Origin of the sequence: Pseudomonas baetica, assembly GCF_019733355.1 — a bacterium.
Lineage (GTDB): Bacteria > Pseudomonadota > Gammaproteobacteria > Pseudomonadales > Pseudomonadaceae > Aquipseudomonas > Aquipseudomonas baetica_A.
Genome location: NZ_JAIHLQ010000014.1, coordinates 106,146 through 131,044, shown reverse-complemented (window position 1 = coordinate 131,044; position 24,899 = coordinate 106,146). Strand labels below are relative to the sequence as shown.

Sequence of the window (24,899 nt, the reverse complement as noted above, 5' to 3'; positions counted from 1 at the left end):
TTGTCTATCTCTCTGCCATCGCGTTTCCATTGGCCTTTGTTGGTCGCTAGGGAGAACTCCGTTCTTATGATCCGCCGTTCGTTGCCTGCCGTGTTTGCCTTGCTCTTTGCTGCCCCGTTGCTGGCGGCGCCTGCTGGTCAGCAGACCCTGTTCAATTTTGTCCGTCCCGCTGACGTGGTGAAAGTCGCGACCGAAAACGCTGACCTGCCGCAAGCCAATGCCGAGCAAACGGCTGAAGGTGAAGTGCTGCGTCGTGTGATGTTCAACCCGGTGGCCCGCCCGACCTTGCGTCTGACGCCACAAACCGGCGCTTGGGACTGGTCGCAATCGGGCATGATGACCCTGCGTTTGCAGAGCGCGATGAACTGGGCCGTGACGGTTTATGTGCAGATCCAGAGCAACAACGGGCAGACGCTGACCAGCCGCGTCGATTTGCCGGCCGGCCCGGCACAAACCCTGTTGGTGCCGCTGGTCGCCACTTCACCGCTCAGTCAGGGCATGAAAGCCGGGCCGCCGATGCCGATGCTGGTCGAGGGTCAGCGAATATTGCTGGCCAGCAGCAGCGGCGAAATTGATCGCAGCCAAGTGGTGTCGGTGAGCCTGTCGATGGATCAGCCGAAAGTTGCCCAGAGCCTGTTGCTCGAGCGTTTCGGCGTGGAGGACGGCGATGCGGTCATGCGAGCGGTGTACAGCAATCTGGTCGACGCTTACGGGCAGTCGACCCGCAGCAAATGGCCGGAAAAGGTCAGTAATGATGAACAGCTCAAAGCCGCCGCCGGTAAAGAACAGCAACAGCTGAAAACCTGGCTGGCCGAGCGCGAAAAATCATCGCTGGACACGTTCGGCGGCTGGAACAAAGGCCCGGCGTTCAAGGCCAGCGGCTTCTTTCGCACGGAAAAGCGTAACGGCCGCTGGTATCTGGTGACGCCTGAAGGGCATCCGTTCTATTCCCTTGGCGTCAACACCGTCAGCCCGGAGGTCAACCAGACTTACGTTGCCGGTCGCGAGAACATGTTTGAAGCCTTGCCCAAACCTGACGAACCGTTGGCCGGGCATTTTGGCGAGGGCGACAACCGTGGCGGCAATGGCGCCGATCAGGGCCGCAGCTATGCCAGCGGGCGTTGGTACGACTTCTATGGTGCCAACCTGCAGCGCCTGTATGGCGAACCGTGCAAGCCGGCCAGCGCCACCAAGGCTGGGGTCGCCGAGGCGGCCAAGGCGGGTGCGGCTGAGCAAAGCGCAGCAAACGCTGCAGAACCGCTCGCTACGTCTGAGCAGCCCAAGGCTGGCGTTGCTGAAGCAGCCAAGTCGGCGTCATCCAATCCGCCCGCTGCTGTGCCTTGCACCGCTTCGGTCGATGAGCAGAAGTGGGTGAGCCACACCTTAGATCGCCTGCAAGCCTGGGGTTTCAACACCGTCGGCAACTGGAGCGCGCCGCCGCTTGGCGATGCCGCTCGCGTGCCTTACACCTTGCCGCTGTCGATCGTCGGCGATTACACCAGCATCAGCACCGGCAGTGACTGGTGGGGCGGTATGCCGGACCCGTTCGACCCGCGCTTTGCCATGGCTACCGAGCGCGCCGTGGCCATCGCTGCCCGCGATCACCGCGACGATCCATGGCTGATCGGCTACTACGCCGACAACGAGTTGGCGTGGGCCGGCCCTGGCGACGATCCGAAATCCCGCTATGCGCTGGCTTACGGCACCTTGAAAATGACCACTGACGTGCCGGCCAAACGTGCGTTCCTCAAGCAGTTGCGCGACAAGTACCGCAATCAGGCTGGGCTATCGAAGGCGTGGGGCATTGATCTGCCCGCGTGGGAATTGATGGAAGACCCGGGCTTCGAGCCGCCGTTGCCGAGCGCGGAACACCCGCAAATCGAGGCCGACTTCAAATACTTCCAGAAAGTGTTCGCCGACACCTATTTCAAGACCATTTCCGACTCGCTGAAATGGCACGCGCCGAACCAGTTGCTGCTCGGCGGCCGCTTCGCCATCAGCACCCCAGAGGCTGTGGCGTCCTGCGCGCAGTATTGCGACGTGCTGAGCTTCAACATGTACACCCTCAAGCCGCAGGACGGTTATGACTTCGCCGCCCTGGGCGCCTTGGACAAACCGGTGCTGATCACCGAATTCAACTTTGGCTCCACCGATCGCGGCCCGTTCTGGGGCGGTGTGACGCAATTGGCCAAGGAAGAAGACCGCGGCCCGGCTTACACCAACTTCCTCAAACAGGCGTTGAGCGAACCCTCGATTGTGGGCGTGCACTGGTTCCAGTATCTGGATCAACCGGTGACCGGACGCTTGCTCGATGGCGAGAACGGCCACTTTGGCTTGGTAGGCGTGACGGATCTGCCCTATCAGGATTTCGTCGAGACGGTGCGCAAAAGTAACTTGCAGGCGATTGATCAGTTGGGCAAAGAGGCTGAAAAAGCCGCCGCCGCCGCGGGTCATGTGGCTGAAGGTGGGCGAAAAGCTGAAGCCGGCAAAGGGCCGGGGCGTGGCGTAGGCCATGCGGGTGGGCATTCCGGCAACGGTCACTAGGATTTACATTCGCGTTAGCGCTCTTCGCGAGCAAGCCCGCTCCCACAGGTTATTCGTAATCCTTGTGGGAGCGAGCTTGCTCGCGAAGGCCTCGGTTGTTGCACCACAGCATCAACCGTCCAGCCCATAGCTGTTTCCAAATCCCTCAAGGGCTGGAACAATGCGGGCCACTTTGTAGAGCGTTTTCGCGGGGGAGTTGCGGGTGCAGATTCAGGGACATTACGAGCTTCAATTCGAAGCCGTGCGCGAAGCTTTCGCCGCACTGTTCGACGATCCCCAGGAACGCGGCGCAGCGTTGTGCATTCAGGTCGGCGGAGAAACTGTTCTCGATCTTTGGTCCGGTACCGCCGATAAGGACGGCGCTGAGGCCTGGCACAGCGATACCATCGCCAACCTGTTCTCCTGCACCAAAACCTTCACCGCTGTCACGGCACTGCAACTGGTCGCTGAAGGCAAGTTGCAGCTCGATGTTCCGGTGGCCCGCTATTGGCCGCAGTTCGCCGCCGCCGGCAAAGAATCCGTCACCCTGCGCCACTTGCTCTGCCATCAGGCCGGTCTGCCGGCCCTGCGCGAGTTGTTGGCGCCCGAAGCCCTTTACGACTGGCAAACCATGGTCGACGCCCTGGCGGCCGAAGCACCGTGGTGGACGCCGGGCACCGGTCACGGGTACGCCGCGATCACTTACGGCTGGCTGATCGGCGAATTGCTGCGTCGTGCTGATGGTCGCGGCCCCGGTGAATCTATTGTCGCCCGTGTCGCCAAGCCACTGGGCCTGGATTTCCACGTTGGCCTGGCCGATGAAGAATTCCACCGCGTGGCGCACATCGCTCGGGGCAAGGGCAATGCCGGCGATGCGGCCGCGCAACGTCTGCTGCAAGTGACCCTGCGCGAACCCACCGCCATGACCACCCGCGCCTTCACCAATCCGCCGTCGGTGCTCACCAGCACCAATAAGCCGCAATGGCGACGCATGCAGCAACCGGCGGCCAACGGCCACGGCAATGCGCGCAGTCTCGCCGGTTTCTACGCCGGACTGCTCGACGGCAGCCTGCTCGAAAGCGACATGCTTGAAGAGCTGACCCGTGAACACAGTCTCGGCGAAGACAAGACTCTGCTGACCCGGACCCGTTTCGGCCTTGGCTGCATGCTCGATCAACCGGACGTGCCCAATGCCACCTACGGCCTCGGCCCACGGGCGTTCGGTCATCCGGGGGCGGGCGGCTCCATCGGTTTTGCTGACCCTGAGCATGATGTCGCGTTTGGTTTTGTGACAAATACCCTTGGGCCATACGTCTTGATGGATCCACGCGCGCAAAAGCTCGCGCGGGTGCTCGCCACTTGTCTGTAAAGCGTCAATAGAGGTTCCTGGACTGGAACCTCGACACGATTTTCGATTCAAAGCGACTGTTTATCCGGGCGATAGTGCTCTGATTTTTCATTACTTCATTTTGTGGATTTTCAATGTCATCTAAAAAGACGCTCGCCCTGGCCCTGTGTGTTGCGATCACCGGTTGCGCACAGACCCCGAAAAACGATGCGGACGGCAGCCATTGGTGGCCGTTCGGATCTTCGGATAAGGTGGCGGCCAAAGAGCCGGCCCCGGCCCCGTTGAAGCCTGCCGCCACTGCCCCGGTTGCCAAAGCTGAGAGTAGCAACCCTTGGTACTGGCCGTTCGGTTCCGATGATTCGGCGACCAAGACTGAAGTAAAAACCGAAACCAAACCCGCCGCCGTGGCCAAGGCTGACGCCGAGGCGGGCGGCAAATGGTGGTGGCCGTTCGGTGGCAAGGATCAGAACACGGCCAAAATCGTGCCGATGCCTGATCCGAAAGTCACCCAGGCTTGGCTCGACGATTACGAGCCACGCCTGCGCGAAGCGGTCAAGGACAGCAATCTGCAACTCGAACGTCGCGACAACGTGCTGGTCGTAACGGCGCCGGTCGAAGGCTCGTTCAACCCGGATCGTCCGGCCATGCTGCTGCCGGTCACCCTCGGCCCGTTCACCCGCGTGGCGAAAATCCTCGAAGCTGATCCGAAAACCGCCGTGCTGGTTCTGGGGCACAGCGACTCCAGTGGCGCCGCGCCCGCCAACGTTAAACTGAGTCAGGAACGTGCCCAGGCCATTGCGGCGATTTTCCGTCTCAGCGGCTTGCAACGTGATCGCCTGATGCTGCGCGGCATGGGCTCCGAAGCGCCGCGTGCGGCCAATGACAGTGTTGAAGGCCGTGCCCTGAACCGTCGCGTGGAACTGCTGGTTACTCCGCAGAACACCATGGTTGCACTGCTGAGCAAATACAACATGCCGGCGCCGAGGCCAGTGACCCTGGTCGCTAAGCAAGACGTCAAGCCAGCGGCCAAACCGGTGACCCCGGCGCCAGCCGCGAAGAAAGCAGCGGCACCGGCCACTAAAAAGGCGCCGGTCAAGAAAGCTGCTGCCAAGGCACCGGCGAAAAAAGCCCCTGCCAAGGCTCCAGCGAAGAAAACTGCTCCAGCCAAAGCCGCCGCGACCGACAAGAAAGTCGCCGCGACCGATGCCACCAAGAAGTGATCCGCTAACGAAAAGGAATGCGCCATGACCCAGGCTCTGGCTGATATGCGTCGTGATTACACTCGGGATGGTTTGACCGAGGCTCAAGCCCCGGGCGAGCCGTTTGCGCTGTTTCACCAGTGGTTCGCTGACGCGGTGAAAACCGAGCAGGCGCCGGTGGAAGCCAACGCCATGACCCTGGCCACGGTTGATGCGCACGGGCGTCCGCATTGCCGCATTCTGCTGCTCAAGGGCTTGGATGAGCAGGGTTTCACCTTCTTCACCAACTACGACAGTGCCAAGGGCCAGCATCTGGCGGCCAATCCGTTTGCCGCCATGACCTTCTTCTGGCCGTCCCTTGAGCGCCAGGTGCGTATCGAAGGGCGGGTGGTGAAGGTCACGCCTGAGGAGTCCGATGCGTATTATCAGGTGCGTCCGCTGGGCAGCCGCCTCGGTGCCTGGGCGTCGCCGCAGAGCCGGGTGATCAACGGGCGTGGCGAGCTGGAAGATCTGCTCAAGTCTACCGAGCAGCGCTTCAGCGACACCCAGCCAGACTGCCCGGAACACTGGGGTGGCTACCGTTTGTTGCCCGAGCGCATCGAATTCTGGCAGGGTCGTCCGAGCCGTCTGCACGATCGCCTCAACTACCGTTGGCAGGGCGCCGACTGGATTCTTGAACGTCTGGCACCTTAAGCAGTCTATCGAGCCGGATAGCCTGCCTTAGCGGCCTCAAGCCACTTGGGCAATAATCCAGAAAATCCTTGGGTCAGCGGCGCAGGAAATGGAAATTGGCGCTACTGTTGGGTGAGTTCGCAGGGCGCCTGTACCGCGCCTGAATGAAAACAACTTTATCCGGGCGGCGCCGTGACAGGCGTCAAGCTGCGGAGTTTAATGAATACCTGTCCTTTGGAGTTGATGCTATGCGTAAGTCTGTTCTGCTGGTTGCTTCCTTTTCCACGATGGCGATGTTGCTTACCGGCTGCCAATCGAGCCTGACCGGTGACTCCTACTCCCGTGACGAAGCGCGTCGCGTGCAGACGATTCGCATGGGCACCATCGAATCCCTGCGCCCGGTGAAAATCGAAGGCACCAAAACCCCGATCGGCGGCGCTGCTGGCGCAGTGGTCGGCGGCGTTGGCGGCAGCGCCATCGGTGGCGGTCGCGGCAGCATCGTCGCAGCGGTCATCGGCGCGGTGGCGGGTGGTCTGATCGGTTCGGCGACTGAAGAAGGCCTGACCCGTACCCAAGGTGTGGAAATCACCGTACGCGAAGACGACGGCAGCATGCGTGCCTATGTGCAGCAGGTTCAGGAGAATGAAGTGTTCCGCGTTGGCGAGCGCGTGCGCATCTCCACCGTTGGCGGGACCAGCCGCGTTTCGCACTAAGCGCGAGCGAGCGGTAAAAGAAAACCTCGATCAGGTGACTGGTCGGGGTTTTTTTGGTGCTTTTCAGCTTCTCTGAGTCAGGTTTGTTAGTCCTCGCGACAGAGCCCGATGCAGTAAGTCAAATCGTCCCTGAAGGGCGTGTTGACGAGTTGCATGATTTCTCTGGCTTGAGTTTCCGTTAGATCATGTTCACCCATCGGTACATCTTTCAGAGACTCCCACCCCATGACGTTAAGAACCGCCTGCTCTGAAGTGTGCGGCACATTTTTGTCATATTGCAGTGAGTTGTCTGGATTCGGTTCAGGGAAAAACCCGGAAAGAGCTAAAAAATCATTCTCGAATACTCAATTGTCACTTGGTCGTGGTGCGTCTTTCGCGGGCACCGAGCAGGATCAGGTCGCCGTAATCCTTCAGACTATCGGTCGGCACCATTCCCGAAGGGTTGGCGTAGTCGATGATCGCGTCCGGCAACTTGCAGGATTTGGCAAAAACGCTGCCCGCACGCGGAATTTCGGGTTTTGTCGCAGCCACTTCACCGTTGCGCTCGAAAGCTTCCTGCCGCGCCAGCATGGCGTCGTAAGCGTTTTGTCTGGCATCGTGCGCAGCCAGTTCACTGGCCGTCATATAGCGGTAGGTGACGTAATGCCCGTCGCCTTGTGGTGGGTTGGGAACCCGGGGAATGTCCTTGTTGCGAGCCACTGATCGTCCTTTCGTTCATCCATCGACAGTCCCACGGAAGGGGGGCGCGACGTTAACGAAGCAGGAAATTTGTGGCTGTAGGACGCGTCTTTAAAGACGAGGGTTTTTTTTGCTATGTCGCGGGAGAATGGCTAGAAAGTTGATTTGTGGTGAGGGGATATCCCCTCACCACAAGTGTTCTATGTAGCAGGCAAAGTGTTGTTTCGACGGCTCGCCGCCGCCGTCACCGCATACCCGATCAATGCCGCCAGAATCGAGCCGGTCAGAATGCCCATCCGGTCCATCCCGGCGTAATCGCTGACACCTGGCTCAAAGGCCAGCGAGCCGACGAACAGGCTCATGGTGAAGCCGATGCCGCAGAGAATCGCCACGCCCAGCACCTGACCCCAATTCGCGCCTTGGGGCAGGGTGGCGATGCCGATCTTGACTGCCAGCCAGGTCAGGCCGAACACGCCAACGGTCTTGCCCAGCAGCAGGCCCACAGCGATACCCATCGGTACGTGGTGGGTGAAGCTTTCGACGGTGACGCCGCTCAGCGACAAGCCGGCGTTGGCGAAGGCGAACAGCGGCAGGATGCCGTAGGCCACCCACGGGTGCAGTGCGTGTTCTAGGGTCAACAGCGGCGAAGGCTCGGCGTTTTTTGTCCGTAGCGGAATGCAGAAGGCCAACGTCACGCCGGCCAGCGTTGCGTGGACGCCGCTCTTGAGTACGCAAACCCAGAGGATCAGGCCGATGATCATGTACGGCCCGAGCTTGACCACCCCAAGGCGGTTCATCGCCACCAGCGCGGCAATGCACGCTGCCGCCAGACCCAGTGACAGGGTCGAGAGTTCGCCGGAGTAGAAGATCGCAATAATCACGATGGCACCGAGGTCATCGATGATTGCCAGGGTCATCAGGAACAGTTTCAGCGACACCGGCACGCGCTTGCCGAGCAGGGCCAGCACGCCGAGGGCGAAGGCGATATCGGTGGCGGTTGGAATCGCCCAACCGTCGAGGGCCGGCGGGTTGTCACGGTTAAGGAACCAGTAGATCAGCGCTGGCACGACCATGCCGCCGATCGCCGCGGCACCGGGCAGGACAATCTGCGAGGGTTTCGACAATTGGCCGTCAAGCACTTCGCGCTTCACTTCCAGACCGATCAGCAGGAAAAACATTGCCATCAGACCGTCGTTGATCCACAGCAACATGGGTTTGGCGATTTTCAACGCACCGATCTGCGCCACCACCGGCGTATCGAGCAGCCCGGTATACAGCCACGACAGTGGCGAGTTGTTGATAATCAGAGCCAGAATGGCCGCGGCGATCAATAACAGACCGCTGGCAGCTTCCAACTGAAAGAAACGCGTGAAAGTGCTACGCAGAGGCAAGGTCGCTCTCCATCGAATAGTCAAAAGGTGGAACACCCTAACCCGTAGTGTTGGTTGTTAAAACAAAAGTTATATTCTTTTTTGTTATATGTCGTTACAGAGTGGTTTACCGCTGGCCCTGCTGAGCCTAGCAGTTGCCAGACATATTGAAACTCAGCTGTACCTGTGCCTGATGCAGGTTTTTTCCTAAGCTAACGGTTGAGCCTTTTGACGAGGCTGATTTCCTGCCAGATTCAACGAGAACCCTCACCATGAGCGACAACCGACAGTGGGCCCGCGAAGCCATCCGAATCATTGAAGCGGACTTCCAGCGCAGCGCCGACACCCACCTGATCCCCTTGCCGCTGCCGGGTTTTGCGGACATTGAGTTGTACTTCAAGGATGAGTCCAGCCATCCCACCGGCAGCCTCAAGCATCGGCTGGCGCGTTCGCTGTTTCTCTACGCGTTGTGCAATGGCTGGCTCAAGCCCGGCGCCCCGGTGATCGAGGCATCCAGTGGGTCGACGGCGATTTCCGAGGCGTATTTCGCACGGATGCTGGGCTTGCCGTTTATCGCGGTGATGCCTGCGACCACCTCCAAGGAGAAGATTGCCCAGATCGCTTTCTATGGCGGCCAGAGCCACCTGGTGAAAGATCCGACGCAGATTTACGCTGAATCCGAACGTTTGGCCCGTGAGCACGGTGGCCACTTCATCGACCAGTTCACCTATGCCGAGCGCGCCACCGACTGGCGAGCGAACAACAACATCGCCGAGTCGATTTTTCAGCAAATGCGCTACGAGAAGCACCCCGAACCGAGTTGGCTGATTTCCAGCCCCGGCACTGGCGGCACGACAGCAACCCTTGGCCGCTACGTGCGCTATCGCCAGCACTGCACCCGCGTGTTGTGCGCCGACGCCGAACGTTCGGTTTTCTTCGATTACTACAAGAGCGGTGATGCGAGTCTGCGTCTGGATTGTGGTTCGCGGATTGAAGGCATTGGCCGGCCTCGGGTGGAAGCCTCGTTCTTGCCCAAGGTGATCGATGCGATGGTCAAAGTGCCGGACGCCTTGTCGCTGGCGGCCATGCATTATATGGCGCAGCGTCTGGGCCGGCATGTCGGAGGGTCAAGCGGCACCAACCTGATCGGTGCGCTGATGGCGGCGCAGCAGATGAAAGCAGCGGGTGAGTCGGGGTCGATCGTTGCGATTCTGTGCGACGGCGGCGAGCGCTATGCCGACACTTATTACGATCAGGACTGGCTCAAGGCGCAGGGTTATGAGTTGGAGGGGTTGATTGCAGCGGTGGCGGCGACAGCCGAGCGCGGTGAGGCGCTGCCAGCTTCAGTGTTGCGCGCCAATATCTGAATAAAACGCAGCAACCAATGTGGGAGCGGGCTTGCTCGCGAAAGCGTCGGGTCAGTCACCATTGTCGTCGACTGACACACCGCCTTCGCGAGCCAGCCCGCTCCCACAGGTTTAAGTGATCAAGCTTGCAGGCCGAGAATGTCGCGAGCCACAGCTTCGGCGATGCGAATGCCATCCACACCCGCCGACAGAATCCCGCCCGCGTAACCCGCGCCTTCACCGGCCGGGAACAGGCCTTTGACGTTCATGCTCTGCAACGACTCGTTGCGGGTAATGCGCAACGGCGACGATGTACGGGTTTCAATCCCGGTCAGCACCGCATCGTGCAGCGAATAACCGCGAATCTGTTTCTCGAACGCCGGCAACGCTTCACGAATCGCTTCAATGGCGAATTCCGGCAAAGCCAGCGCCAGATCGCCGAGCGCTACGCCCGGTTTATAGGACGGTTCAACTTCACCCAGTTCGGTCGAAGGTGTGCCATTGATGAAGTCACCCACCAATTGCGCCGGGGCCTTGTAGTCGCTGCCGCCGAGAATGAACGCGTGAGATTCCAGGCGTTCCTGCAGTTCGATCCCGGCTAGCGGTCCGCCCGGATAATCGACTTCCGGGGTGATGCCGACGACGATGCCGGAGTTGGCGTTGCGCTCGTTACGCGAGTATTGGCTCATGCCGTTGGTGACCACACGGTTCGGCTCGGAAGTCGCCGCTACCACGGTGCCGCCCGGGCACATGCAGAAGCTGTAGACCGAACGACCGTTCTTGGCGTGGTGCACCAGTTTGTAATCGGCGGCGCCGAGTTTTGGGTGGCCGGCGTATTTGCCCAGTCGCGCACGGTCGATCAGCGATTGCGGGTGTTCGATACGGAAACCCACCGAAAACGGCTTGGCTTCCATGAACACGCCGCGGCCGTGGAGCATGCGGAAGGTGTCTCGGGCGCTGTGGCCCAGAGCCAGAACCACGTGCCTGGAATGCAAGGTTTCGCCGCTGCCCAGTTCGACGCCGACCACTTGGCCGTCTTCGATCAGGACATCGTTGACGCGCTCCTGGAAGCGCACCTCACCCCCCAGGGCGCGTATCTCTTCACGCATGGTCTCGACCATACCGGTCAGACGGAATGTGCCGATGTGCGGTTTGCTGACGTAGAGGATTTCTTCCGGTGCGCCGGCCTTGACGAACTCGTGCAGCACTTTACGGCCAAGGAACTTCGGGTCCTTGATCTGGCTGTACAGCTTGCCGTCGGAGAACGTGCCCGCGCCGCCTTCGCCGAACTGCACGTTGGACTCGGGGTTGAGCACGCTTTTACGCCACAGGCCCCAGGTGTCCTTGGTGCGCTGGCGGACTTCGGTGCCGCGCTCGAGGATGATCGGCTTGAAGCCCATTTGCGCCAGCAGCAGGCCGGCGAATATGCCGCACGGGCCGAAGCCGACCACGATTGGGCGTTGACTCAGATCGCTCGGCGCCTGGCCGACGAACTTGTAGCTGACATCCGGCGCCACGTTGACGTTACGGTCATCGGCGAACCTGCCCAGCACCTTGGCCTCGTCGCGTACGTTGAGGTCGATGGTGTAGATGAAGCACAGTTCGGAGGACTTTTTGCGCGCGTCGTAGCTGCGCTTGAACAAGGTGAAATCGAGCAAGTCATCGCTGGCGATGCCCAGACGTTGCACGATGGCGACGCGCAGGTCTTCTTCGGGATGATCGATTGGCAGCTTGAGTTCAGTGATTCGTAACATGGCGAGGATCCGGGTTCGCGGGGCGCACAACTGCGCCAGGGCGTTTGAAGGCCGCGATTATAAGCCGCAAAGGCCGGATCCGGTGAGGCAAAAACGCTCAGTCGTTGCGCGATCCGCCGAAATACCCGCAGCCTCGCTGCACTTTGCCATCGATACGCAACTCGGCACTCATGTGTTGCACGCTGCCTGTATGGCTGTCGACGCAGCGTTGTGGCGCGACCCACAATTCGATGCGTTGATTGTTGGCTTCGCTGCTGAGATTGAAGCGGCCGTCGCCCAATTGCTCCTCAACATAAGGCACGGCGAGTGGCGGTTGACCTTCGCGGTCGATGACCATGCCTCGACCGCTGACCTTGACGTTCCATTCCGGGCCGTGGCCGGCGGCGCGCAGGATCAGCAGTTTGAAATTCGGATCATCACAAGCTGTGCCGGAACGCTCGACGCGATAGAGCTGGGCCAGGTCGAGGCGGTCGCCGGCAATTTTCCCGCGTACGTCGGCGAACAGCTTGCCTTGCTCGTCGGCGAGGGTTGCGGCCTCTTGCAGGATGCTGGTGCCGCCAATGTCGTTGACCACGAACTGGCGCTGATCCTGGCACGACTGGAACACCAGTTTGCCGTCGGCAGCAGTCAGTTGCCCCTGCATCCGCGTCTGCCCGACATGGGAGGCACTTTGTCGCGGGCCATCAAGCAACTGGCAGGCGGCAAACAACGGCAGCAGGGTAACAAGGACTAACGAACGGGCAACACGCATCTTCGGCTCTCCAGACAAGTGCCGCCACGTTACGCAGGCTTACCGTTCATCACAAGGGTTTAGCCCACGCGAAACGTCTGACCGGTTTGCAGGCCTTCGACACTTTTTGCGTAGGCCAACGCCACATCCGCCGCGGGAACCGGCTTGTAACCACGGAAATACGGGGCGTAACTGCCCATGGCTTCGAGCAACACGGTCGGGCTGATCGAGTTCACGCGCAGACCGCGTGGCAATTCGATAGCCGCCGCACGCACGAAGCTGTCCAGCGCGCCGTTGACCAGTGCGGCCGAGGCGCCACTGCGGATCGGATCGTGGCTGAGTACGCCGGTGGTGAAGGTGAACGAAGCGCCGTCATTGGCAAATTCACGGCCGATCAGTAGCAGGTTGACCTGGCCCATCAGTTTGTCCTTGAGGCCGAGTGCGAAGCTGTCTTCAGTCATCTCACCCAACGGGGCAAAGGTCACATTGCCCGCAGCACAGACCAGTGCATCGAACTTTCCGGTCTGTTCGAACAGGTTGCGGATCGACGCGCTGTCGCTGATATCCACTTGCAAATCACCGCTGTTTCGACCGATACGAATGACTTCGTGGCGCTGAGAGAGTTCTTTGTCTACGGCTGAGCCGATGGTGCCGCCAGCGCCTATCAACAGAATTTTCATCGAACTGTGCCTCAAGTAATTGAACGAGGTTTCAGTCTAGAGTGGTTTTTTCTGCGGATAAGCGTGCTAATGGGCAACCTTTGGTTTTCAAATGGAAACAATCCATGAGCGAAATGGATGATCTGGCCGCGTTTGCCGTGTTGATCGAGGCCGGTAGTTTCACTCTCGCAGCGCAGCAACTGGGCTGCAGCAAGGGGCAGTTGTCCAAGCGCATCAGTCAGTTGGAAGCGCAGTTTTGCGTAGTGCTGCTGCAACGCACGACTCGGCGTTTGAGCCTGACGGCGGCGGGTGCGGCGTTGTTGCCGCAAGCCCAAGCGTTAGTCGTCCAGGTCGAAAGAGCGCGTCAGGCATTGGCGCGCTTGAAGGATGACATGGCCGGCCCGGTGCGCATGACCGTTCCGGTGTCGCTGGGAGAAACCTTCTTTGAGGGGCTTCTGTTGGAGTTCTCGCACAAATATCCCGAAGTGCAGATTGAGCTTGAGCTAAACAACAGCTATCGCGATTTGTCCCGGGACGGTTTCGATCTGGCGGTCCGTAGCGACGTGGCCAATGACGAACGACTGGTGGCCAAACCGTTGCTGGCCTGGCAGGAAATGACCTGTGCCAGCCCCGCCTACCTCGAACGTTTCGGCGAGCCTACGACGCCGCAGGCACTCGCTGAGCATCGGTGTTTGCTCAACAGCCACTACAGCGGGCGCGAGGAGTGGCTCTATCATCAGCATCACGAGTTGCTGCGGGTACGGGTGTCGGGGCCGTTCGCCAGCAACCATTACAACTTGCTCAAGAAGGCCGCGCTCACTGGTGCCGGGATCGCCCGTTTGCCTTCGTACCTGCTGCAAACGGAATTGGCTGACGGGCGATTGCGCTGGCTCCTGCGCGACTATCAGACCCGCCGTATGCCGATGTACCTGGTGCATCCCTATCAGGGGGGCTGCCCAAACGCACACAAGTGCTCGCCGATTATCTGATCGACTGGTTCAAACGCAGCGGTGAGGCGCTGGATCGGCTTCAGCGATAGCGTTTGGCAATCAGATGATCAATCGAGATTTTCCCCGGCCCGGTCGCCATCAGATACAGCAACACTGCCGCCCAGGTACCGTGAGTCGGGTAGGCATCCGGGTACACAAAGAGCTGAATGGTCAGGGTCATGCCCAGCAGCGCCAGCGCCGAAAACCGTGTGGCGAAGCCGATCAGAATCAGAATCGGAAAGAAGTGCTCGGCGAACGCGGCCATGTGCGCGGCGATTTCCGGCGACAGCAGCGGTACGTGGTATTCGCTCTTGAACAACGGGATCGTCGAGTCGGCCAGCCGTGGCCAGCCAAGTTCAAAGGTGCCATCGATCAAGTCGATGGCCAGCCCCTCGACCTTGGTCTGCCCTGATTTCCAGAACACCGCGGCAATCGAAAAGCGAGCAATGAAGGCAATCAGGCTGTGGGGGATTTTTTCCAGCAGCCTGATGGCGGCAGCGATGAGGTTGTTCATGGGCACTCCTTGTTGTTGTGCAAATGGCTGATGGCGTTGTGGGCGATCAGCAGCGCCAGAATTTGGCTGAGGTCGAACGCGGGGCTGTTTTCCACGGCTGCCAGTAGGGGATGGCCGTCGATCAGATTGCCGATAAACACCCTGGCGCCGTGTTCAAGGGCAAAGACTTCAACGTCGAGACCGTTGCGCAGCACCAAGGCGTGTTGTCCCTGGCTGATGTTGATGCCTTCGAGCGTCCCGTCGTGTTGATGCGCGGCCCAGATCGCGACCACGGCATAGGCTGAATCGAACAGGTGCAGTGACGGATGTAGTTGGAAACACAGCTCGCCCAGACCTTGCGGGTTGGCGAGAGCGGTGCTGATCTGATCATGTTGCAACGGGGCTGCGTCGGCGGCGTGATAGGCGAGGGTGCGCAAGCGTTCAAGCCGTGCGACATCGGCCAGATAGGGCACGCTCGTGGCCGGGCCAAACGTGGCGATGAAGTCCGCCAGACCTGCGCCATAGCGGCTCATCAGCGGACTGTCAGGCGGCTGGCGCTGTATGAAAATGGCCGCCATGGCACGGAAAAACGCCTCACCGACCAATTGCGCAACCACCGGGTAGCTGTCAGCCAGTGCGTTGATCAATGAACTTTGCACATTGTTGCGATATACCGAAAAACGACTCGCCGGATCGGCGCCGTTGGCGCTGCACAGGCCCTCAGGGCAAGGTAACTGTAGGTCAAGTAGCGCAGCGCTGAACGCCGCTTGAGTGCTCATGGCTGACTCCCGGCGTGCGTCAAAAGGTTCTCGGCCTGCTGCGCCTCGGCCAGCAAAACATCGAACGCCGGCACCTGATTGTCACGTTCGATCAACGTAGCCACTGGGCCGATACGCTCCAGCACTTGCCGGTACAAACCCCAGACGGCTTGATCAATCGGTGCGCCGTGATCATCGATCAGCAAACGGTCGCCGAGGCTGTCGCAATCTTCGGCGAAACCGGCCAGATGAATCTCGCCAACCACGTGCAGCGGCAGGGCATCGAGATAGGTCAGCGGATCACGCTGATGGTTCACACACGACACATAGATGTTGTTGACGTCCAGCAACAGACCGCAGCCGCTGCGGCGGATGACTTCAGCGATGAAGTCGGGTTCGTCGATGGTTGAGCGCTGAAACGCCAGATAGGTCGCCGGGTTCTCCAGCAACATGGGGCGTTTGAGGGTGTTCTGCACCTGATCGATATGGTCGCAGACGCGGTTCAGTGTCGGCATGTCATACGCCAGCGGCAATAGGTCATTGAGGAACGCCGGGCCGTGGCTCGACCAGGCCAGATGTTCGGAAAACGATTGTGGTTGATAACGCTCGATCAGCGCGGCCAGCCTTTGCAGATGTTGGTCGTCCAGTGCGCCTTCGGCGCCAATGGACAGCCCGACACCGTGCAGTGACAGCGGATACTGCTGGCGAATCAAACCGAGAAAATGGTGAAACGGGCCGCCGGCCACCATGTAGTTTTCGGCATGGACTTCGAAGAAACCGATGTCCGGCAAGGAACCGAGCACTTCACGAAAGTGCCCGGTCTTGAGCCCCAGCCCGGTACGGGGCGGGAGCCCGGTGTGGGCTGCCTGAGTGCAGGGGAGGGCAGGTTCGGGAGATGTGAACATGATCGTCACTCAGGCAGACCGGGTATCAGGACTTGGCGTTGAAAGCTTCCATCTGACCGAAACCGGTCGGCGAGGTTTTGCTTTCGGTGGTGGCGCAGGTGCCTTTAGGAACGAGTTTCCAGGCGTTGGCCTGATAGTCCATTTTAGAGGTGCCGGCGCAAGTGGTGCCTGCACCTGCGGCACAATCGTTATGACCTTTCATGGCTACGCCGAAGCATTTTTCCATGTCATCGGCAGCGTGGGCGGTGGAGACGGCGGCGATGCTCAGGGCAGAACCGAGGGCCAGAACCAGGGCAGTGGCGGACAGGGTGCGAGTGGTAGCAGTCATGATGTTTCTCCAGTCTTGTTCAGGGTTTTTACAAGCGGTTTGCGCTTGCATACCCCTCTAGAGAAAGCTCATGGCAATGCGTTACAACCCACCGCAAATTTTTTTCAAAGACCCCTGTAGAAGCTGTCGCAGCGCCAGCCCCTTCCGGGGATCGCGTATCGAGATGTGTTCTATAGTCATTTTGGAGGCCCATCGAAGCGGGCCTATTTACCAGGACGGTATCTCATGACAAAGGATCGCTCGCTTTCAGCTGTGCTATGGCGCAGAACTTCATCCTTGGCTTTGGCCTGCACGTTGCCCTTGATGTTCTCGACGGTTGCAGCCCAGACAGTCTCCGATCCGCTGGACACGCTCAGACGCATCAACCACAACTACAACACCCTCAAGGACGCCTGCCAGGAACCCGATACCGCCGCCGCACGCGGTCTCTATTACTGCAGTGGCGTGACTTTGCGCATGGTCAATGACGGGCCGTTCAACCCTTGGGACTACAGCCCTTACGCGATCAAGATCGGCGCAACGTCCTACTCATGGATCCGCAAGGATCTGAGCACGCGAATCCTCATTCACCCGGCCGGTTTGGTCCTGCGCACGCCAACCGATGCTGCGGCTTTGAACTTGCCGGTCAAGGAGCAGGGTTTCACCTGCATCTACGCCTTCGATGGCGGTACCGGGCCTGAGCGCAAATGGTACGGCTGCGGTTTCTTCGACAGCCGCGAACCACCGCGTGCCGCGCAAGGCGTGATGAACAACCGCAATGCCGCGTTGGCCTACGGTACCTGTGCAGAAGCGGGCGTCACCACTGCCGAGCAATGGACACAGAAATACACCGGGCTGATGAAAGGGCCGATCCAGTACGGCCAGTGTTCCTGGAACGCGGAGAAAACCAGCGACTGGCACGCGATGATCCGGGTGCACGAGTCCCGGCCCAGTACCACCAACAGGGATCCTTTTTCCTTCAGTGGCCAGGTCAACGAGTTCATGTTGAAAAATGCCACGGCGACCAGCGACGGCAGCGAAAACATGAAGTACATCGATGCCTTCATCTACAACGTCAACAGCACGCAAAACTTCGCCACTCGCGGTGATCAGGCGCCGCCGAAACCCGAGAATGGCCTGAACAGTGCGCGCAATTTTCAAAAGAAACTTCAGGCTCAAGGCTACAGCGTGCCGATCCTGCGGCTGGATTTCACTAAGCCGGCAGCGGAGCGCTTCAGCTACGTGGCGGCGGATCAGGCGATCGACGAAATGGTGGTGGCGGGTGCCCCTGCCCCCAAGTACATCGCCGCAGCGACGTGGATCGAGCGTTACGATCCCGGCAGCAAGAAAAACGAATGGTCGCTCAAGGTCACGCCCACCGCTCAAGGCAAGGCGATTCAGGCCAGTGATCAAGAGGCTTTGTACAAGGAGCTGTTCGCGTTGCGTGGCGCCGACAGCCAGTGGCGCGACAACGAAAAATCGGCGGGCAGCATGCGTGGACAACTGAGCTGCCTGATCCAGAACTATCCGGCCAAAACAGAATGGAACCTTGAACCGTTCCGTCCCAATGTCAGCCCGCAGCAATCAGCGAAAGCCGGCTGCAATCCGGTGGCGCCCACGGCTGCGCAATACATCGCTTCTGCCGACTGGATCAAACGTTACGACCCTGGCACCCGCCAGGATGAATGGAGCCTGAGCATCGTGCCGACGGCGGTGGGGCGCGCGCTGCCCAGCGAGCAGATCGGCGCTTTGTACGACCAGTTGTTCGCTCTCAAGGGCACGGACAGCAACTGGCGCGACAACGAAACGTCCGCCGGCAGCATGCGTCAGCAATTGAACTGCGTGCTGGTCAATTACCGCAACAAGACGCCATGGAATCTCGAGCCGTTCAGGCCCGCGTTATCGGACAGCGAAACCCGGGCGGCGGGTTGTAACCCGGTCCCGCGTTGAAGGTGTGTGTTGTCTAATCAAGGAGATGCAAGCCATGCAAAAACGTTTGAACACAATCGCGCCATTGCTCTTGTTACCGCTGCTGGTGCAGGCGACATGGGCCAATGCCGAGTCATGCGACGAGACCCTGAAAAAGGTCGAAACGTTGTACAACAAAACCGTCGACAGCTGCGGTCAGGATCCCGCCTCGGACTGTTCGGGATTGTTGGTGCGCGGCACGCACCGTGCCGATCCGGCCAAGGGGCAGAAGTGGGATGTGTGGAATCCCAGCCCGAAAGCGCTGGAGCTGGGCACATTCGCCGCCTCTTATATGCGTGCCGACGGCATCAGTTATGAAGACCCCGGCATGAGCACGCAGAACGGCTACCTCATTACGCCGAGGGATCTGGTACGCGACCCCGAAGCGCCGGTGCATGTCTATTGTGCGTTTCCCAACGACGCCTGGACTGATTTTCGCAACGACCGCGGCTGTGGTGACAACAAAAACACCGCCCCGACCGAGGCGGTCTGCCAGGCCATGAAACCGCCGATTTCGACGCCGAATGCCTGGGTGGCGCACTTCACCCAGTACAACAACAATCGACAGCAGGACCAGTTGCAGTGCGGTTTCAATATGCGCAATCCAATGAGCAGCAAGGATAGGGTCGACGCCTTTCGCAACTTCATGGGCGCACGCAAAGTCATCAACAGCCGTGAGTTTCAGACGCAGACGGAGTTGCGCCTGGGCAACCCGAAAACCGACGAACTGCCGATTCTGGCGTTTTTCTACAGTGACCAGCGCGGCTTGAACGATGCCATGGCCAACCAGCGCGACTACAAGGCCAAGACCGGCAAGGATCGCAACATCATCAAGATCGATTTCCCGAGAACCCCGGTCGGCAAGGCCAGCTTCTCGTGCATCCAGACTGCAACGCCAGCAGCGCCGAAGTTCTGCGAAAAATACATCGAGTCGAGCGCTTGGGTGCAACGTCCCGACCCGAAACTGGGACCGAACACCTGGTCACTGCAAGTCGTGCCGACCGCGTGCGGCCGCGCGATCAAGGATGATCAGACCGACCGGATGTTTGCCGAGTTGTACAACAAACACAAAGACGATCAGCAATGGCGGCAGTACAGCGTCAACGGCGGGTCGTTGCGGCGGCAGATGGTTTGCCACCTCGCGGCGACCTATGAGGGCAAGCCTGTGCGCAACAAACCCGAGTGGAACCTTGAACCGGCACGTCCTTACGTCGATCAGGCCACTGCCGTAGCCCAACACTGCAACCCTTATTAACGGCTTTTGATTTTGTGGGGGCGGGCTTGCTCGCGAAGGCAATTTTACGTTCAACACTTGTGTTGGCTGATCCACCGCTTTCGCGAGCAAGCCCGCACAAAGGGTTTTCGGTGGGTTGAAGGTTTGTAGCGTGCACAAAAAAACGGCCCGAAGGCCGTTTTCCTGTTTCACGAAAAGCCTCAACCGCCCAGATACGCCTCGCGTACTTTCGGGTCGGTCAGCAGCGCTTCACCGGTGCCTTGCATCACCACGCGGCCGTTCTCCAGAACGTACGCGCGATCAGCGATTTTCAGCGCCTGGTTGGCGTTCTGCTCGACCAGGAACACCGTCACACCGTCCTTGCGTAGCATTTCGATGATGTCGAAAATCTGCTGGATGATGATCGGTGCCAGGCCCAGCGACGGCTCGTCGAGCAGCAGCAGTTTGGGCTTGCTCATCAGCGCACGGCCGATGGCGAGCATTTGCTGTTCGCCGCCGGACATGGTGCCGCCGCGCTGGTTGAAGCGTTCTTTCAGGCGTGGGAAAAGGCCGAGAACCTTGTCCATCTGTTCCTGATAGTCGCCCTTGTCGGTGAAGAAGCCGCCCATGGACAGGTTTTCTTCAACGGTCAGACGAGCGAACACCCGACGACCTTCCGGTACCACAGCGATGCTTTTGCGCATGATCTGCGACGAGTCCTGGCCGACCAGTTCCTCACCCATGTAGCGGATGCTGCCGCTGTGGGCTTGCGGCGAGCCGCACAGCGTCATCAGCAGCGTGGACTTGCCGGCACCGTTGGCGCCGATCAGGGTCACGATCTCGCCCTGACGGACTTCGACGTTGACGCTGTGCAGGGCCTGGATCTTGCCGTAGAAGGTGGAAACGTTTTCGAACTGCAGCATTTACGCTTCCCCCAGGTAGGCTTTGATCACTTCAGGATTGTCGCGGATCTGTTCCGGCGTGCCGTCAGCCAAAGGTGTGCCCTGGTTGATCACCACGATATGGTCGGAAATGCTCATGACCAGTTTCATGTCGTGCTCGATCAGCAGCACGGTCACGTTGTGCTCTTCACGCAGCACGCTGATCAGCGCCTTGAGGTCTTCGGTTTCCTTCGGGTTCAGGCCAGCAGCCGGTTCGTCGAGCATGAGGATCCGTGGACGGGTCATCATGCAACGGGCGATTTCCAGGCGACGTTGCTGACCGTAAGCCAGGGTGCCAGCGGTACGGTTGGCGAACTCTTTAAGGTTGACCTTTTCCAGCCAGTACTCGGCAAACTCCATCGCCTCGCGTTCGCTTTTGCGGAACGCCGGGGTCTTGAACAGGCCGGACAGGAAGTTGGTGTTCAGGTGACGGTGCTGGGCGATCAACAGGTTCTCGACCGCCGTCATGTCTTTGAACAGCCGCACGTTCTGGAAGGTGCGTACCACGCCTTTGAGAGCGATCTTGTGACCCGGCAGGCCTTGAATCGGTTCGCCGTCGAGCAGGATGCTGCCGCCGGTAGGCTGATAGAAACCGGTCAGGCAGTTGAACACCGTGGTTTTGCCCGCGCCGTTCGGCCCGATCAGTGCAACCACCTGTTTTTCTTTCACGCTCAGCGCCACGCCGTTGACCGCCAGCAAGCCGCCGAAGCGCATGCTCAGATTTTCGACTTTAAGGATCTCGCGGCTCATTTGCTCAGCTCCATGTGTGGGCGTTGCATCGGCAGCAGACCTTGTGGACGCCAGATCATCATCAACACCATCAGGGCACCGAACATCAACATGCGGTACTCGCTGAACTCACGCATCATTTCCGGCAACAGGATCATCACCACGGCCGCGAGAATCACGCCCAGTTGCGAGCCCATGCCACCCAGCACCACGATGGCGAGGATGATCGCCGACTCGATGAAGGTGAAAGATTCCGGTGTTACCAAGCCCTGACGGGCGGCGAAGAAGCTGCCGGCGAAACCGGCGAACGCGGCCCCCAGAGTAAACGCCGAAAGCTTGATCACGGTCGGGTTCAGACCCAGCGCGCGGCAGGCAATTTCGTCTTCACGCAGCGCTTCCCATGCACGACCGATCGGCATGCGCAGCAAGCGGTTGATGACGAACAGCGCGGCCAGTGCCAGCAGCAACGCAACCAGGTACAGGAAAATCACCTTGTTGATCGAGTTGTACTGCAGGCCGAAATACTCGTGGAAGGTCTGCATGCCTTCTGCTGCCTTGCGTTCGAAGGTCAGGCCGAAGAACGTTGGCTTCTCGATATTGCTGATGCCGTTCGGGCCACCGGTGATGTCGGTCAGGTTACGCAGGAACAGACGGATGATCTCGCCGAAGCCGAGGGTCACGATCGCCAGATAGTCACCGCGCAGACGCAATACCGGGAAGCCCAGCAGGAAGCCGAACGTCGCCGCCATCAGGCCGGCAATCGGCAGGCAGATCCAGAAGCTCAGCCCGTAGTAGTGCGACAGCAGCGCGTAGCTGTAGGCGCCGACGGCATAGAAGCCGACGTAACCCAGGTCGAGCAGACCGGCCAGACCGACCACGATGTTCAGGCCAAGGCCGAGCATCACGTAGATCAGGATCAGCGTTGCGATGTCCACCGCGCCACGGGAGCCGAAGAACGGCCAGACCAGCGCGCCAAGGATCAGCGCGATGATGATGTAGCGTTGGGTGGTCGGCAGTGTCAGGAAGTTGCTGGCCTTGGCCGGGATCAGCGGCATGCCGGGCGAGGACTTCCACGCTTTGCTGATCTGCTGGTTGAACAGCACACGCAGGAACATCAGCACCGAGCAAATGGCGATGGTCGCCAGAATGGCCGGGCTGGTGTTATGCACTTCAAGGTTGATGCCGACGATGGTCAGTTTCAGACCGAGTACCGGGTAGGCCACAGCCCACACCAGCAAAGCGCTGAACAGCGCCTGTTTAAGATTCCTAGTCATACTTTCTCAACCTCCGGACGGCCCAGAATGCCGGTCGGACGGAACAACAGCACCAGAACCAACAAGCCGAAAGCCACGACGTCCTTGTACTGGTCGCCGAAGATATCGGCACCAAAGGCTTCCGCCACCCCAAGCACCAGCCCGCCGAGCATGGCGCCGGGAATGCTGCCGATGCCGCCCAGTACCGCAGCGGTGAAGGCTTTGAGGCCAACGAGGAAACCGGCGTTCGGGTTGATCACGCCGTATTGCATGCTCAGCAGCACGGCCGCGATGGCCGCCAGCGCAGCACCAATGACGAAGGTCAGGGCGATGATGTTGTTGGTGTTGATGCCGAGCAGGTTGGCCATCTTGATGTCTTCGGCACAGGCGCGGCAGGCGCGACCCAGGCGAGACCGGGAGATGAACAGCGTCAGGCCGAGCATGGCGATGAGGGTCACCACGAACACCACGATTTGCATGTAGGAAATCAGCACTTCATGTGCGCCACCTGGCCCGAAAGTAATGTTGCCCGGAATCAGGTTGGGGATGGATTTGTCCTTGGAGTCTTGCGCCAGCAGAACCGTGTTCTGCAGGAAGATCGACATACCGATGGCGGAAATCAGCGGGATCAGACGGTTGCTGCCGCGCAGGGGGCGGTAGGCGATCCGTTCGATGCTGTAACCGTAGGAACTTGTCACGACGATGCTCGCGATGAAAGCGGCGGTCATCAACAGCGGTACGTTGTCGATTCCCATCATGGCCAGCCCGGCGATGGCGATGAACGCCACGTAGGAACCGATCATGTACACCTCGCCGTGGGCGAAGTTGATCATTCCAATGATGCCGTAGACCATCGTATAGCCGATGGCAATCAGGGCATACGTGCTGCCAATGGTCAGACCATTAACCAGCTGCTGGAAGAAGTGATAGAGGTCAGGCATTACAACGCTCCTAAAAACCTGATACGCATTTCACTGGTGGAGTCATTTTCCCGCCCGGCCCCGTGGATCTTTATCCACTTCGAATCCGGGTTTTGCCAGCGAACCGCTGATGACGGTTTTGAGATTTTCAGGTGGGGAGACTGGCGGATCACGCCAGCGCGGCCCATACATTCGTAAAACAAAGCCCACGGCACGCCGTGGGCTTTATTGGCAGTCAGTCAGGCAGGGCCTTACTGAGGCGAAGCTTCAGTTTTTGGTTTGCCGAAGTGCCACTCGTAAACCACAAATTTGAAGTCCTTCAGGTCGCCCTTGGCGTCAAAGCTCAGCTCGCCAGTCGGGGTTTTGAAGGTGCCAGCGTGGATGGCTTCAGCCACTTTGGCAGTGTCTTCGCTCTTGGCGGCAGCGATACCGCCGGCAATCACTTCAACAGCCGAGTAGGACGGGAACACGAAAGGACCGCTCGGGTCTTCTTTCTTCGCCTTGAAGGCATCAGCCAAGGCGATGTTGGCCGGATCCTGGTCGAAGGATTTCGGCAGGGTTACCAGCAGACCTTCGGAAGCGTCTTTGGCGATCTGCGAAATGGAGTCGTTACCCACGCCTTCTGGGCCCATGAACTTGGCTTTCAGGCCTTTTTCAGCGGACTGACGCAGGATCAGACCCAGCTCTGGGTGATAGCCGCCGTAGTAAACGAAGTCGACGTTGGCTTGCTTGAGCTTGGCGATGATCGAGGAGAAGTCCTTGTCGCCGGCGTTGATGCCTTCGAACACGGCCACTTTCACGCCGTCTTTCTCAAGCGTGGATTTAACGGCAGTGGCAATGCCTTCACCGTATTGCTGTTTATCGTGCAGAACAGCGACGACTTTCGGCTTGACGAACTTGGCGATGTAGTTACCGGCGGCAGGGCCTTGGGCGCTGTCCAGGCCGATGGTGCGGAAGATCATTTTGTAACCACGGGCGGTGATTTCCGGGCTGGTGGCAGCCGGGGTGATCATGATCACGCCTTCGTCTTCGTAGATGTCCGAAGCAGGCTGAGTGGAGCTGGAGCACAGGTGACCGACCACGAATTTAACGCCGTCGTTGACGACCTTGTTCGCGACCGCTACCGCTTGTTTCGGATCGCAGGCATCGTCGTATTCAACGGCTTCGAGCTTCTTGCCGTCGACGCCGCCCTTGGCGTTGATTTGTTCGATGGCCATTTTCGCGCCACTGAACTGCATGTCGCCGTATTGGGCTACTGGACCGGTTTTTGGACCGGCGATACCGATTTTGATGGTGTCAGCTGCGAACGAATGGCTGGCAACACCGGCCAGAACCATAGCGGCAAACAGTTTGGAAATCTGCTTAGTAGCCTTTGTCATAGTACTCCACTCTTACTGTTGTAATTTTTTTGAGTTCTGGCGCCGTAGCAGC

At 59.5% G+C, this 24,899-nt stretch carries 21 protein-coding genes and 3 pseudogenes; 9 read left to right on the top strand and 15 right to left on the bottom strand.

Annotation, left to right across the window (positions count from 1 at the left end; genetic code table 11):
• The first annotated feature begins 66 nt into the window (after nucleotides 1-66).
• The 5 genes from K5E40_RS14855 to K5E40_RS14835 all read left to right on the top strand — a co-directional run bounded on the left by K5E40_RS14855 (nucleotide 67) and on the right by K5E40_RS14835 (nucleotide 6,455).
• Nucleotides 67-2,544 carry a beta-galactosidase gene (locus K5E40_RS14855; RefSeq protein WP_221731442.1) on the top strand — a complete coding sequence of 826 codons (2,478 nt, stop codon included), beginning with the start codon at nucleotides 67-69 and terminating at the stop codon, nucleotides 2,542-2,544.
• 202 nt (nucleotides 2,545-2,746) lie between these two features.
• Nucleotides 2,747-3,892, top strand: a complete 1,146-nt coding sequence (locus K5E40_RS14850; RefSeq protein ID WP_221731441.1) for a serine hydrolase domain-containing protein — start codon at nucleotides 2,747-2,749, stop codon at nucleotides 3,890-3,892.
• A gap of 113 nt (nucleotides 3,893-4,005) precedes the next feature.
• The gene (locus tag K5E40_RS14845; protein ID WP_221731440.1) at nucleotides 4,006-5,091 is read left to right on the top strand and encodes an OmpA family protein; all 1,086 of its coding nucleotides are present in this window, start codon (nucleotides 4,006-4,008) and stop codon (nucleotides 5,089-5,091) included.
• Between the two features lie 24 nt (nucleotides 5,092-5,115).
• Nucleotides 5,116-5,763, top strand: a complete 648-nt coding sequence (gene pdxH, locus K5E40_RS14840) for a pyridoxamine 5'-phosphate oxidase (protein WP_221731439.1) — start codon at nucleotides 5,116-5,118, stop codon at nucleotides 5,761-5,763.
• Between the two features lie 227 nt (nucleotides 5,764-5,990).
• Complete coding sequence (locus K5E40_RS14835) at nucleotides 5,991-6,455, top strand: glycine zipper 2TM domain-containing protein (protein WP_024776354.1); 465 nt, start codon at nucleotides 5,991-5,993, stop codon at nucleotides 6,453-6,455.
• Nucleotides 6,456-6,541: 86 nt separating this feature from the next.
• Here K5E40_RS14835 and K5E40_RS35020 read toward each other — a convergent pair.
• The 3 genes and pseudogenes from K5E40_RS35020 to nhaA form a co-directional block, all read right to left on the bottom strand.
• Nucleotides 6,542-6,772, bottom strand: a pseudogene (locus K5E40_RS35020) (pyocin S6 family toxin immunity protein); the annotation flags it as partial.
• 55 nt (nucleotides 6,773-6,827) lie between these two features.
• Nucleotides 6,828-7,154: pseudogene (locus K5E40_RS14830) on the bottom strand (toxin); the annotation flags it as partial.
• Nucleotides 7,155-7,333: 179 nt separating this feature from the next.
• Nucleotides 7,334-8,524 carry a Na+/H+ antiporter NhaA gene (nhaA, locus tag K5E40_RS14825; RefSeq protein WP_221731438.1) on the bottom strand — a complete coding sequence of 397 codons (1,191 nt, stop codon included), beginning with the start codon at nucleotides 8,522-8,524 and terminating at the stop codon, nucleotides 7,334-7,336.
• A gap of 251 nt (nucleotides 8,525-8,775) precedes the next feature.
• Between nhaA and K5E40_RS14820 the strand changes: the two genes are divergently transcribed.
• Entirely contained in the window at nucleotides 8,776-9,870 is a 1,095-nt protein-coding gene (locus K5E40_RS14820) for a PLP-dependent cysteine synthase family protein (protein WP_221731437.1), read from the top strand.
• A 119-nt stretch (nucleotides 9,871-9,989) separates the two neighbouring features.
• Here K5E40_RS14820 and K5E40_RS14815 read toward each other — a convergent pair whose 3' ends face one another.
• From K5E40_RS14815 to K5E40_RS14805, 3 genes are all read right to left on the bottom strand, one after another.
• Nucleotides 9,990-11,603 (bottom strand): NAD(P)/FAD-dependent oxidoreductase, encoded by a 1,614-nt coding sequence (locus tag K5E40_RS14815; protein WP_221731436.1) that lies wholly within the window; start codon nucleotides 11,601-11,603, stop codon nucleotides 9,990-9,992.
• Nucleotides 11,604-11,700: 97 nt separating this feature from the next.
• Nucleotides 11,701-12,354: a COG3650 family protein gene (locus K5E40_RS14810; protein ID WP_221731435.1), complete on the bottom strand. Its 654-nt coding sequence runs from the start codon at nucleotides 12,352-12,354 to the stop codon at nucleotides 11,701-11,703.
• Nucleotides 12,355-12,413: 59 nt separating this feature from the next.
• The gene (locus K5E40_RS14805) at nucleotides 12,414-13,013 is read right to left on the bottom strand and encodes a short chain dehydrogenase (RefSeq protein ID WP_221731434.1); all 600 of its coding nucleotides are present in this window, start codon (nucleotides 13,011-13,013) and stop codon (nucleotides 12,414-12,416) included.
• 104 nt (nucleotides 13,014-13,117) lie between these two features.
• Here K5E40_RS14805 and K5E40_RS14800 point away from each other — a divergent pair.
• A pseudogene (locus K5E40_RS14800) lies at nucleotides 13,118-14,031 on the top strand (LysR family transcriptional regulator).
• Here the strand turns inward: K5E40_RS14800 and K5E40_RS14795 are convergent.
• From K5E40_RS14795 to K5E40_RS14780, 4 genes are read right to left on the bottom strand one after another with little or no spacing between them, the layout of a single operon-like run.
• Complete coding sequence (locus K5E40_RS14795) at nucleotides 14,022-14,495, bottom strand: DoxX family protein (protein ID WP_221731433.1); 474 nt, start codon at nucleotides 14,493-14,495, stop codon at nucleotides 14,022-14,024. The pseudogene K5E40_RS14800 and the gene K5E40_RS14795 overlap by 10 nt on opposite strands.
• Complete coding sequence (locus K5E40_RS14790; RefSeq protein ID WP_221731432.1) at nucleotides 14,492-15,253, bottom strand: DUF2063 domain-containing protein; 762 nt, start codon at nucleotides 15,251-15,253, stop codon at nucleotides 14,492-14,494. The genes K5E40_RS14795 and K5E40_RS14790 overlap by 4 nt, the downstream gene beginning before the upstream one ends.
• The gene (locus K5E40_RS14785) at nucleotides 15,250-16,137 is read right to left on the bottom strand and encodes a DUF692 domain-containing protein (RefSeq protein WP_221731431.1); all 888 of its coding nucleotides are present in this window, start codon (nucleotides 16,135-16,137) and stop codon (nucleotides 15,250-15,252) included. Before K5E40_RS14785 ends, K5E40_RS14790 begins: the two co-directional genes overlap by 4 nt.
• Nucleotides 16,138-16,162: 25 nt before the next feature.
• Nucleotides 16,163-16,465 (bottom strand): DUF2282 domain-containing protein, encoded by a 303-nt coding sequence (locus K5E40_RS14780; RefSeq protein ID WP_221731430.1) that lies wholly within the window; start codon nucleotides 16,463-16,465, stop codon nucleotides 16,163-16,165.
• A 225-nt stretch (nucleotides 16,466-16,690) separates the two neighbouring features.
• Here K5E40_RS14780 and K5E40_RS14775 point away from each other — a divergent pair, with 225 nt between their 5' ends.
• Nucleotides 16,691-18,394, top strand: a complete 1,704-nt coding sequence (locus K5E40_RS14775) for a DUF2599 domain-containing protein (protein WP_221731429.1) — start codon at nucleotides 16,691-16,693, stop codon at nucleotides 18,392-18,394.
• A 34-nt stretch (nucleotides 18,395-18,428) separates the two neighbouring features.
• Nucleotides 18,429-19,667 carry a DUF2599 domain-containing protein gene (locus K5E40_RS14770; RefSeq protein ID WP_221731428.1) on the top strand — a complete coding sequence of 413 codons (1,239 nt, stop codon included), beginning with the start codon at nucleotides 18,429-18,431 and terminating at the stop codon, nucleotides 19,665-19,667.
• Nucleotides 19,668-19,846: 179 nt separating this feature from the next.
• On the opposite strand, the gene K5E40_RS14765 is transcribed toward K5E40_RS14770, so the two are convergent.
• The 5 genes from K5E40_RS14765 to K5E40_RS14745 form a co-directional block, all read right to left on the bottom strand.
• Nucleotides 19,847-20,548, bottom strand: coding sequence for an ABC transporter ATP-binding protein (locus K5E40_RS14765; protein ID WP_008082262.1), 702 nt, complete (start codon nucleotides 20,546-20,548; stop codon nucleotides 19,847-19,849).
• Nucleotides 20,549-21,316, bottom strand: coding sequence for a high-affinity branched-chain amino acid ABC transporter ATP-binding protein LivG (gene livG, locus K5E40_RS14760; protein WP_221731427.1), 768 nt, complete (start codon nucleotides 21,314-21,316; stop codon nucleotides 20,549-20,551).
• On the bottom strand, nucleotides 21,313-22,569 hold the full coding sequence (locus K5E40_RS14755; RefSeq protein WP_221731426.1) for a high-affinity branched-chain amino acid ABC transporter permease LivM: 1,257 nt from the start codon (nucleotides 22,567-22,569) through the stop codon (nucleotides 21,313-21,315). Before K5E40_RS14755 ends, livG begins: the two co-directional genes overlap by 4 nt.
• Nucleotides 22,566-23,489 carry a high-affinity branched-chain amino acid ABC transporter permease LivH gene (gene livH, locus K5E40_RS14750; RefSeq protein ID WP_221731425.1) on the bottom strand — a complete coding sequence of 308 codons (924 nt, stop codon included), beginning with the start codon at nucleotides 23,487-23,489 and terminating at the stop codon, nucleotides 22,566-22,568. Before livH ends, K5E40_RS14755 begins: the two co-directional genes overlap by 4 nt.
• Nucleotides 23,490-23,719: 230 nt before the next feature.
• The gene (locus tag K5E40_RS14745) at nucleotides 23,720-24,847 is read right to left on the bottom strand and encodes a branched-chain amino acid ABC transporter substrate-binding protein (RefSeq protein ID WP_221731424.1); all 1,128 of its coding nucleotides are present in this window, start codon (nucleotides 24,845-24,847) and stop codon (nucleotides 23,720-23,722) included.
• Between the last annotated feature and the right edge of the window lie 52 nt (nucleotides 24,848-24,899).